At 43.9% G+C, this 10,841-nt stretch carries 9 protein-coding genes and 1 other annotated feature; of the genes, 7 read left to right on the top strand and 2 right to left on the bottom strand.

The features are described from left to right. Positions 1-142: 142 nt before the first annotated feature. The 7 genes from IGJ26_RS03255 (at position 143) to IGJ26_RS03285 (ending at position 8,440) form a co-directional block, all read left to right on the top strand. Positions 143-796, top strand: coding sequence for a redox-sensing transcriptional repressor Rex (locus tag IGJ26_RS03255; RefSeq protein ID WP_016620881.1), 654 nt, complete (start codon positions 143-145; stop codon positions 794-796). 65 nt (positions 797-861) lie between these two features. Further along, on the top strand, positions 862-1,353 hold the full coding sequence (gene tpx, locus IGJ26_RS03260; RefSeq protein WP_016620880.1) for a thiol peroxidase: 492 nt from the start codon (positions 862-864) through the stop codon (positions 1,351-1,353). A gap of 57 nt (positions 1,354-1,410) precedes the next feature. Beyond that, positions 1,411-1,645: a binding site (T-box leader), on the top strand. 844 nt (positions 1,646-2,489) lie between these two features. Further along, positions 2,490-5,135, top strand: a complete 2,646-nt coding sequence (locus IGJ26_RS03265; protein WP_430599856.1) for a valine--tRNA ligase — start codon at positions 2,490-2,492, stop codon at positions 5,133-5,135. A 148-nt stretch (positions 5,136-5,283) separates the two neighbouring features. After that, positions 5,284-6,597, top strand: coding sequence for a bifunctional folylpolyglutamate synthase/dihydrofolate synthase (locus IGJ26_RS03270; protein ID WP_008377037.1), 1,314 nt, complete (start codon positions 5,284-5,286; stop codon positions 6,595-6,597). Then, positions 6,590-7,264 carry an HAD family hydrolase gene (locus IGJ26_RS03275; RefSeq protein ID WP_016611929.1) on the top strand — a complete coding sequence of 225 codons (675 nt, stop codon included), beginning with the start codon at positions 6,590-6,592 and terminating at the stop codon, positions 7,262-7,264. Before IGJ26_RS03270 ends, IGJ26_RS03275 begins: the two co-directional genes overlap by 8 nt. A gap of 82 nt (positions 7,265-7,346) precedes the next feature. Continuing rightward, entirely contained in the window at positions 7,347-8,039 is a 693-nt protein-coding gene (radC, locus tag IGJ26_RS03280; protein WP_008377042.1) for a RadC family protein, read from the top strand. Positions 8,040-8,239: 200 nt separating this feature from the next. After that, positions 8,240-8,440, top strand: coding sequence for a cold-shock protein (locus tag IGJ26_RS03285; RefSeq protein WP_005225155.1), 201 nt, complete (start codon positions 8,240-8,242; stop codon positions 8,438-8,440). A 143-nt stretch (positions 8,441-8,583) separates the two neighbouring features. Here IGJ26_RS03285 and rnjA read toward each other — a convergent pair whose 3' ends face one another. Together rnjA and IGJ26_RS03295 are read right to left on the bottom strand one after the other, a co-directional pair. Then, the gene (rnjA, locus tag IGJ26_RS03290; RefSeq protein ID WP_005237517.1) at positions 8,584-10,263 is read right to left on the bottom strand and encodes a ribonuclease J1; all 1,680 of its coding nucleotides are present in this window, start codon (positions 10,261-10,263) and stop codon (positions 8,584-8,586) included. Between the two features lies 1 nt (position 10,264). After that, the gene (locus IGJ26_RS03295; RefSeq protein ID WP_005225157.1) at positions 10,265-10,477 is read right to left on the bottom strand and encodes a DNA-directed RNA polymerase subunit epsilon; all 213 of its coding nucleotides are present in this window, start codon (positions 10,475-10,477) and stop codon (positions 10,265-10,267) included. Between the last annotated feature and the right edge of the window lie 364 nt (positions 10,478-10,841).

The raw sequence follows: 10,841 nt of genomic DNA on the forward strand, positions 1-10,841 counted from the left end.
TTTTAAACTACGACCACAACTGTTAGGGAACATTTGTGGTCGTTTTTCATCGTATGAGAGAGTTTGTGAATATTTTCTTGCTATTGAAAATGGAACATGCTACACTCAATATGTGAATCATTTAACAAGGAGGGTGGACAGGATGGAAGCATTAAGAGATAAAAAACTTCCGAAAGCAACGGCAAAACGTTTGCCAGCTTATTTACGACATTTAAAATTACTGGATGCCTCTGGTGTTCAGCGAATCAAATCAAAAGAGTTTGCAGAAATCACGCAAGTTCCTTCAGCCACGATCCGCCGAGATTTTTCTCATTTAGGAGAATTAGGCAGAAGTGGGTATGGCTATGATGTTCCTTATTTGATTGAGGTTTTGAGCTATATTTTAGAAACCAATGAGGAGAAAAAAATCGCCTTGATTGGTTATGGAAATTTAGGAAAAGCGTTAGCTAACAACAATTTTCGCAGAAATGAAAATCTTTCCGTCATCGCGGTTTTTGACAATGATCCAGAAATAATTGGCCAGACCATTAGTGGACGTTATGTTTATGGAATGGACCAATTGGCGGAAGTCGTAGCAGAAAAAGGAATCACCGTAGCGATTTCGACCGTTCCTAGCCGTTATTCACAAATGGCGATCGATGCGATCGTAGATGCTGGGATCACAGCAATTTTAAATTTTGCCCCTGATCCCGTCATCGTGCCAAAAGACGTCAATATCCAATACATTGATTTGACGACAGAATTGCAAACATTGATTTTTTTTGATACGACCTACTCGCAAAAATCGAAAGTCTGAGCAAATCCTTTTCGTTTTTTGACAATCTTTCTTATACTGGGAGAAAATGCTATAGGAGAGATGTTATGCAAGTTACACGCAAAGAAACGGTTTATGAGATGCCCGGCAACCAACCAAAAGTAGGGGATAAAGCAGCTGATTTTCGCTTGAAAAGTTTAGAGGACAAGGAATATACACTGACTGATTTTTTAGGAAAACCAACGATCATCAGCGTTGTTCCCGATATCGTGACACGTGTCTGTGCGTTGCAGACCAAGCGTTTCAACCAAGAAGCAAGTCAATTGGATGATATAAATTTTGTAACGATCTCTAACAATACAAAAGAAGAACAAGCACAATGGTGCGGCCAAGAAGGCGTCGACATGATCATGTTTCATGATCCAGCGAATACCTTCGGTGAGGCCTATCAAATCATGATCCCAGACTTCGGTCATTTTGCCCGAGCAATTTTCGTTTTAGACCGTGAAGGCGTGATTCAACACGTTGAGATCGTACCTGAGATCTCCCACGAACCGGATTATCAAGCAGCCATCGATGCAGCGAAAGCAAACCTCTGATTGACTTTCAAAAAAGTTCATTGTAGAATGTAGCAAGATGAAACAAGAATCTATGATGGCAAGACAATGTTCAAGAGGAGTATCAGTGACCCTGGCGGTCAGAGAGAAGTCGGTCGGTGCAAGACTTCCCCAGACACTGAAAAGGTAGCTTGAAGGTCTTTGATCCGAACCACGGTTTGTTTCTTGCAGACAAAGCCGCACAGTAAGATCAAGCGCGTCGTGAACGTTACCTCACGTCAAAGTGGCAGAGCAATCTGCAATTTAGGTGGTACCGCGTATCAGCGCCCTAATGCCTCGGCATTAGGGCGCTTTTTGCTGTGAATCACTGCGACTGGCCCACAAAGTGGGACAGAGCAGATGATGAACAGTACTAGGCGACCAAAGGGAGCGTAGTAACCATACTAGGAATCACTGCGACTGGCCCACAAAGTGGGACAGAGCAGATGATGAACAGTACTAGGCGACCAAAGGGAGCGTAGTAACCATACTAGGAATCACTGCGACTGGCCCACAAAGTGGGACAGAGCAGATGATGAACAGTACTAGGCGACCAAAGGGAGCGTAGTAACCATACTAGGAATCACTGCGACTGGCCCACAAAGTGGGACAGAGCAGATGATGAACAGTACTAGGCGACCAAAGGGAGCGTAGTAACCATACTAGGAATCACTATGACTGGCCCACAAAGAGGGACAGAGCAGATGATGAACAGTACTAGGCGACCAAAGGGAGCGTAGTAACCATACTAGGAATCACTATGATTGGCGCACAAAGTGGGGCAGAGCAGATGATGAACAGTACTAGGCGACCGTAGGGAGCGTAGTAACTATACTAGGAATCACTATGACTGGCGCACAAAGAGGGACAGAGCAGATGATGAACAGTACGCGAAGTCAACAAAATTGGTTCACGAAGCGAGCCAGATCGCTTGCCAAAAGCCCTAAGACACAATAGAGGATCACGGAAGTGAGCCATGACCTCTGTAAGCAATTTTTTTTACCAACAATAAACAGCTGTTAATTACCACTGCACTCATCCTGAACGATTCAAACATTTTCGCGCTTTACCCAGCAACAGGCACCAAAAAACCACACCAACCATTACGTTTAAAAAACGTAACTTTAGGAGGACCAACTATGACAGAAACTGAGAATCTATCCACCAAGTACAATCCCCAAGAAGTAGAAGCCGGGCGTTACCAAGATTGGTTAGAGCATGACCGTTTTAAACCAAGCGGCAACAAAGAAGCAAAACCTTATTCTATCGTGATTCCACCACCAAACGTAACAGGAAAATTGCACTTAGGTCATGCCTGGGATACCACGTTACAAGACATCATCATTCGTCAAAAACGGATGCAAGGGTATGACACCTTATGGCTGCCAGGAATGGACCATGCCGGGATCGCTACCCAAGCCAAAGTAGAAGAAAAGCTGCGGGAACAAGGAATTTCTCGCTATGACCTTGGTCGGGAAAAATTTGTTGAACAAGTATGGGATTGGAAAGAAGAATATGCCGGTCACATTCGGGAACAATGGGCGAAACTAGGCTTATCCCTAGACTATAGCCGTGAACGGTTCACATTAGATGATGGATTATCCGAAGCGGTTCGTAAAGTTTTCGTGACGCTATATGAAAAAGGCTTGATCTATCGTGGCGAGTACATCATCAACTGGGATCCACAAGCCCGCACGGCATTATCTGATATTGAAGTGATCCACAAAGACATCGAAGGTGCTTTTTACCACATGTCTTACGAATTAGCAGATGGCAGCGGTGTGGTGGAGATCGCAACGACTCGCCCAGAAACGATGTTGGGGGATACAGCAGTCGCGGTTCATCCAGAAGATGAACGCTATCAAGCATTGATTGGTAAGAAAGTGATCTTGCCTTTGGTCAATAAAGAGATCCCAATCATCGCTGATGAGTACGTGGACCAAGAATTTGGAACAGGGGTCGTAAAAATCACTCCTGCCCATGACCCGAATGACTTCGAGGTCGGTAACCGCCATGACCTACCACGGGTCAATGTCATGAATGATGACGGAACAATGAATGACTTAGCAGGTACCTATGCAAGCATGGATCGTTTTGCTGCTCGCAAGCAAATCGTGAAAGATTTAGAAGCGTTAGGTCGTCTGATCAAAATCGAAAAAATGGTCCATAGCGTAGGTCACTCAGAACGGACAGGCGTAGTAGTCGAACCTCGTTTATCGACACAATGGTTCGTAAAAATGGAACCATTAGCAAAACAAGCCATCGACAACCAAGAAACCGACGATGCGGTGGACTTTTATCCGCCACGTTTCAACCAAACATTCTTACGTTGGATGGAAAATGTCCATGACTGGGTTATCTCTCGTCAGTTGTGGTGGGGCCATCAAATCCCAGCTTGGTACCACAAAGAAACGGGGGAAATGTATGTAGGACTTGAAGCGCCAGCAAATGCCGAAAATTGGCAGCAAGATCCAGACGTATTGGATACATGGTTTAGTTCTGCTTTATGGCCGTTTTCAACGATGGGGTGGCCAGATGAAAACAATGAAGATTTCCAACGCTACTTCCCAACGAATACATTAGTGACTGGCTATGACATTATCGCATTTTGGGTAAGCCGTATGATTTTCCAAAGCTTGGAATTTACTGGCAAACGACCATTTGAAAATGTCTTGATCCACGGATTGATCCGTGATGAACAAGGTCGCAAAATGAGTAAGTCTCTTGGAAACGGGATCGATCCGATGGAAGTCATTGAACAATACGGTGCTGATGCATTGCGTTGGTTCTTATCAAATGGCTCTGCACCGGGACAAGACGTGCGTTTCAGCTATGAGAAAATGGATGCTGCTTGGAACTTCATCAATAAAATTTGGAATGCTTCCCGTTTTGTCTTAATGAATGTCAGCGAAATGACTGCAGAAGACATTGATTTTTCTGGTGAAAAATCAGTGGCGGATCGTTGGATCTTGACGCGCTTGAATGAAACGATTGAAAAAGTCACTGACCTTTTTGAACGCTTCGAATTTGGTGAAGCAGGTCGTCAATTATACAACTTTATCTGGGATGATTTCTGTGACTGGTACATTGAAATGTCGAAAGAAACGTTATACGGTGACAATGAAGCAGCGAAACAAGTTAACAAGAGCATCTTAGTCCATGTTCTTGATCAAATTTTACGCTTGTTGCACCCAATCATGCCATTTGTTACAGAAGAAATCTGGAGCAAGCTGCCGCATACAGGGGAATCATTAGTCGTTGCTGAGTATCCACAAGTGGCTCCAGAATGGACGGATGAAAAAGCGGCGCAAGGGATGGAAGTGTTGAAAGAATTGATTCGTTCGGTTCGAAACATCCGAGCAGAAGTAAATACACCACTTTCGAAACCAATCACTTTGCTGATCCAAGCAAATGAGCCTGAGATCGAAGAATTCTTGATTGCTAACAAAAACTATATCGAACGCTTCTGTAATCCAGAAGAACTAGAAATCTCTAACAGCTTGCAAGCCCCTGAATTGGCGATGTCTGCCATCCTATCAGGTGCGACGATCTACTTGCCACTAGCTGGGTTGATCAACATTGAAGAAGAAATCGCGCGTTTGGAGAAAGAACTAGCGAAGTTCACCCAAGAAGTTCAACGGGTACAAGGCAAACTGGCGAATGAACGCTTCGTTGCCAATGCACCAGAGGAAGTCGTGGCACAAGAACGCAGCAAAGAAGCCGATTATCTTGAAAAACAAAAAGCCGTTCAAGAACGGATCGAACAATTACGCACAATCCAATAGGATGAGCACATCATACGCAAACAAGCATCTTTCGGAGATGCTTGTTTTTGCTTATTCAATAGAAACAGGGCGAACAATTTTCTCGTTTAAAGGAAAGAAATTGGGAAAGCCGTTCATTTTTTGTTAAAATAGGAGCGAGGTGAGCGAGATGACAAGCGAAGAAGCAACAGCGTGGATCCATTCGCGTTTGACATTTGGGCAAAGACCTGGATTGATGCGTGTCGAAGCATTATTAAAACGGATGGGTAATCCTGAAAAAAAGGTGACCATGATCCATATCGCCGGTACGAATGGCAAAGGATCGACCGTCAGTTATTTGCGTAGTCTTTTAGAAGAAGCTGGGCAGCAAGTGGGGACCTTTACTTCCCCACACATTGAAGCGTTCAATGAACGAATTGAAATCAACGGACAATTTATATCAGATGAGGACTTGGTCGCTTGGGTGGAAAAAATCCAGCCGCTGGTTGCTGAAATTGATCGCGATGAAACGTTGACGGGCATTACCCAGTTCGAGATCATTACCGCTATGGCATTAGGCTATTTTGAAGAAAAAAAGGTCGATGTTGCGATTATTGAAGTTGGCTTAGGGGGACTCTTAGATAGTACCAACGTTATTTCTCCTATTTTGACCGCGATCACGACGATCGGCATGGATCACATGGATGTCTTAGGGGATACCATTGAAGCGATCGCTGCCCATAAGGCAGGGATCATCAAGCCGCAAACACCCCTTGTTACTGGCAATATCGTTGAAAGTGCGCTTTCGGTGATCGATTTGAAAGCTACAGAAGCACAGGCACCCGCTTATCATGCAGGGCAAGAGTACCGTGTGACCTATCGTCGTCCCGATGAAGAATGGGGCGAATTATTTGATTTTGAAAATGAGCATGGCAAAATCAAAGGCTTGAAAACACCGATGTTAGGCCGCCATCAACCAGAAAATGCCGGTGTTGCGATCCAATTATACAGCCTGTATTGCGACCTGCGGCAACTGCCCTTTTCAGCCAAAGAGATTCGCAATGGCTTGCGAAAAGCCTATTGGCCCGCCCGGATGGAACGAATCAGTAGTGAGCCACTAGTGATTATCGATGGTGCCCATAACGTACACGCCATGGCTCGTTTAGTAGATACGATGAAAGAAGAGTTCAGCGACTATCGCATCCATGTACTGTTTTCAGCGCTTGAAACCAAAAACGTCAATGAGATGCTTCAGCAATTGCTATCGATTCCCCAAGCCGAGATTTATTTAACGACCTTCGATTTTCCTAAAGCACTGCATTTGGCAGACGGCTATCAGGAACTTGATGAAAAACGAATCTCAACCGTTTCTTTATGGCAGTTTGGCTTGGCAGAATTATTAGAAAAAATGACCAATGAAGATTTGCTGCTGGTGACAGGATCCTTGTATTTTGTTTCAGAAGTTCGTGAATTGTTGTTGGCAATAGGAGGAAGAAATGGCTAAGTTACGTGGTGTGATTTTCGATATGGACGGCTTGATTTTTGACACGGAGCTGCTTTATTACCAAGCGACTCAAATCGTGGCTGATCAAATGGGTATTCCCTATACAAAAGAGTTATACCTAGCCTATGTAGGTGTTTCGGATGAAGAAGTCTGGGCAGCTTATCATGAGAGATTCGATGAAGCCTTTGGTCATCAGATGATTGAAGAATTTATTCAAGCGGCTTTTCAGCAAACGTTGGAAATGTTCCAACGGGGCGAGGCTGAATTGAAGCCGGGGATCCACGAGTTATTGCATTATCTTGATGAGAAAAAGATTCCCCGAGTGTTGGCGTCTAGTAACCAGCGCAAAGTGATCGACACCTTGCTGGAAGCAGCAGACTTAACGGCGGAATTTCCTAAGATCGTCTGCTTTGATGATGTCACACGGGCAAAACCAGATCCTGAGATTTTTGAAAAAGCTCATGCATTACTGGCGGTACCAAAAGAAGAATTGGTGATCCTTGAGGATTCGGCTAACGGTATTCATGCTGCTCATGGGGCAGGGATCTCAGTCATTATGATTCCCGATTTGATCGCGCCGACGACCATCATTGAAGAAAAAGTCTTGAAAGTCTTGCCTTCACTAGAGGATGTCCCAGATTTTCTAGAAACGGCTTTTTCGATTTAACTGTGATTTTTTGCGCATCTTATTCATGAAATACTCTCTCCTTTGCGTATCTTTTATTAGACCGACGCAAAGGAGTTTTTTTATGATCAATGAAACAGAGATTCCCCAAAGCTCGTTTCCACGAGAGCGCTTAGTGCAATATGGGGTTGATGCCCTTTCGAACCAAGAACTGTTGGCAATTTTGTTGCGGACTGGCTCACGGCCCCTAAATGTCTTGGAATTAGCGGCTAGTGTCTTGAATCGTTTTGAAGAATTGTATGAATTAAAAGAAGCGACAATCGATGAATTACAAGAAATTCGCGGCGTCGGACAAATCAAAGCCATCGAGATCAAAGCGATGATTGAATTAGGTGTGCGGATCCAGCGGTCTGTTCAACCAAAGTACGGCAAGATCAACTCCAGTATGGCGATCGCTCATCAGCTGATCCAAGAATTAAAAGACTTTCGTCAGGAGCACTTGCTAGGGATTTATTTGAATACCAAAAATGAGATCATTCAAAAAAAGACGATCTTCATCGGATCGTTGAATCAGTCGATCGCTCACCCACGGGAGATTTTTCATTGGGCGGTACGCTACAGTGCCGCACGAGTGATCGTCGTTCACAACCATCCCAGCGGTAGTCCCCAAGCCTCAGAGGCAGATCTGCTGTTTACACGCCGCTTGATCAAGTGCGGAGACTTGATGGGGATCGAACTACTGGATCATTTAATTATTGGCGACAATGCCTATGTTAGTTTGCGAGAAGAAGGCCTCTGGCATCAAGAAATTTGCTGACACAACGGCTAATTTGCGAACATTATTAAAAATAAAGGTGAATTGTCTAATCGTCTGTCTTGCAAAAAAATACGGGCAAGTGTAAAATATTATTGTAATTTTGTTTGCTGAATAGATGTTGAAACGCACGTTAGGCCTCTATCGCACAAAGGCAATGTTACACATAATTAAGTGCTTATGCACGAGGAGGTTTTTTTATAATGGAACAAGGTACAGTAAAATGGTTCAATGCTGAAAAAGGGTTTGGTTTTATCTCTCGCGAAGACGGTACAGACGTATTTGTACACTTTTCAGCGATCCAAGGTGAAGGATTCAAAACTTTAGAAGAAGGTCAAGCAGTAACTTTCGACGTGGAAGATTCTGATCGTGGACCTCAAGCAGTTAACGTAAACAAAGCGTAAGCTTTCAAACAAACTGCCAGTAAGAGCACTTTGAAATCAAAAACCCAAAAGACCATCGATTCGATGGTCTTTTTTTTGCTTTTTGCAACGGAAAGGAAAAAGGGGAGTTCCCAGTAACCTGAGAACTCCCCTTGCATGTGAAACTATAAATTATCCGGTGTCATGATCATTGAAAGGATCATTGGATGACGCTCGGTTTTTTCAAATAGGAATGGCTGTAAAGCCGATGACATCGCTTCTCTTAATTTGTGTTCTGTTGGGTCTGGTTGGTTCAAGACTTCCCGCAATGCACGGAAGAGAATTTGTTGGGCTTCGTTGATCATCTCGCCGGATTCCCGCATGTAAACAAACCCACGAGAAAGAATATCTGGTCCAGCAAGAACTTCTTTCTTCGCCACATCGACTGTCGCTACCGCTAAGACGAGGCCTTCTTCTGAAAGAATACGACGATCTCGTAAGACGACATTTCCGATATCACCGATACCGCTGCCGTCGACATAAACATCATTGGCATTGAAATGACCAGCCAAGCGAGCGGTATCCGCTGTTAAGGCCAACATGTCACCATTTTCCATAATGAAACAATTTTCTTTTGGTACACCGACATCTTGTGCCAACTGGGTGTGGATGTTCAGCATCCGAAATTCCCCGTGGACAGGCATAAAGAATTTTGGTTTCATTAGACGCAACATCAGTTTTTGTTCTTCTTGGCCACCGTGACCAGAAGTATGGATGTTGTTCAATTTGCCATGGATCACGTTTGCGCCAGCTTCCAACAGCAAGTTGATCAGCTGATTGACACTCGTGGTATTTCCTGGAATCGGTGAGCTTGAGAAAATCACGGTATCATCTGGGTGAATTTGGATTTGACGGTGAGTCCCGTTGGCAATCCGACTCAAAGCAGCCATCGGCTCTCCTTGAGAACCCGTACAAAGGATCATCGTTTCATTTGCAGGCAAACGATTGATCTCATGAGATTCCACAAATGTACCATCTGGCACCTTGATATAGCCAAGGCGCTGTCCATTGACGATCGCATTTTCCATACTGCGTCCAAAAACGGCGATTTTACGTCCAGTCGCAACCGCCGCATCTGCAGCTTGTTGGAGCCGGAAAATATTGGAAGCAAAGCTGGCAAAAATGATCCGACCATCGATTTTTTCAAAAATCTTTTGAATCGAGCTGCCGATCGTTTTTTCTGATTTGGTAAAGGTTGGAATTTCTGCATTGGTACTATCGGAAAGGAGGCAAAGGACGCCTTCTTCACCAATTTTTGCCATTTTGTGCAAGTTTGCTGGTTCGCCCACAGGCGTAAAGTCAAACTTGAAATCGCCAGTTGCGACGATATTGCCAGAAGGCGTTTTGACAACGACACCTAAAGCATCAGGGATACTGTGGGTCGTTCGGAAGAAGCTGATGGACGTTTTACGGAAACGAATCACCGTATCTTCATTGATTTCGTGTAATTCCGCGTCCCGCAATAAGCCATGCTCATCTAATTTGTTGGTGATCAAAGCAAGTGCCAATGGTCCCGCATAGATTGGGATATTGGCTTCCCGCAACAAGTAAGGGATTCCGCCAATATGGTCTTCGTGACCATGAGTAACGATCAAGCCTTTGACTTTCGGTAAATTTTGAACGATGTAGCTATAATCGGAAATGACATAGTCGATCCCAAGCAGTTCATCTTCGGGGAATTTGATTCCCGCGTCAATTAAGATGATCTCATCTTGGAATTGAACCCCATAACAGTTTTTTCCGATTTCGCCAAGTCCACCGACGCCGAATACGCCGGTCTCATTATTTTTCAGCGAAACTTTCATCTTAAAACTCCGCTAATTTGAAATCAGCGTTTTCTTTTTCGTAAGCTAAATGTTTTTCATCTAGTTCTTGAACGAACTCGATGTTGTATGGGGTATTTTGTTCCACTAGACGGCGTGCGATCACTGCATCGTCTGCTTCAATGTACAAAGAGTGGGTTTGTTCTCTCTTTGGGTTGCGGTCTTTTGTTTCTTGGTAATAAATTTTGTAAATCATATCTTTTCTCCTTTATCTGCTTTTCGCAGTAGTCTATTTGGTTGATGAATTCGCTGCATCAAAAAATCGAGGTCCGAATAAAGTGACCTGAAAAGAAGGCTTCGAGAGCCGCTGCATGCTTTTTTCAGACAATCGTTGTGAGAAAAAAGAGAAAGCCTCGTCTTTGCTTTCCAAATGTCGTCATAAAAAATTCACCGGGTTTGTAAGTCGTTCCACTACAAGTATCCCTAGTTTATCACAGAAAAACGAATAAGTATAGAAACACGTCATTTTTGAAAAGGCTTACTGAAAGAAAATGAAACGACTATTTCCGAAGTTTACTTTTTTTCGTTGAAAGTGCATTACAATAAGAATATTCCTATGC

Origin of the sequence: Enterococcus sp. AZ095a, from assembly GCF_050546735.1 — a bacterium.
In the GTDB taxonomy this organism is placed as follows: Bacteria; Bacillota; Bacilli; order Lactobacillales; family Enterococcaceae; genus Enterococcus_D; species Enterococcus_D entomosocium.

Coding starts and splice junctions, on each gene's coding strand:
- IGJ26_RS03255 (WP_016620881.1), top strand. CDS start 143: ATGGAAGCATTAAGAGATAAAAAACTTCCGAAAGCAACGGCAAAACGT.
- tpx (WP_016620880.1), top strand. CDS start 862: ATGCAAGTTACACGCAAAGAAACGGTTTATGAGATGCCCGGCAACCAA.
- IGJ26_RS03265 (WP_430599856.1), top strand. CDS start 2,490: ATGACAGAAACTGAGAATCTATCCACCAAGTACAATCCCCAAGAAGTA.
- IGJ26_RS03270 (WP_008377037.1), top strand. CDS start 5,284: ATGACAAGCGAAGAAGCAACAGCGTGGATCCATTCGCGTTTGACATTT.
- IGJ26_RS03275 (WP_016611929.1), top strand. CDS start 6,590: ATGGCTAAGTTACGTGGTGTGATTTTCGATATGGACGGCTTGATTTTT.
- radC (WP_008377042.1), top strand. CDS start 7,347: ATGATCAATGAAACAGAGATTCCCCAAAGCTCGTTTCCACGAGAGCGC.
- IGJ26_RS03285 (WP_005225155.1), top strand. CDS start 8,240: ATGGAACAAGGTACAGTAAAATGGTTCAATGCTGAAAAAGGGTTTGGT.
- rnjA (WP_005237517.1), bottom strand. CDS start 10,263: ATGAAAGTTTCGCTGAAAAATAATGAGACCGGCGTATTCGGCGTCGGT.
- IGJ26_RS03295 (WP_005225157.1), bottom strand. CDS start 10,477: ATGATTTACAAAATTTATTACCAAGAAACAAAAGACCGCAACCCAAAG.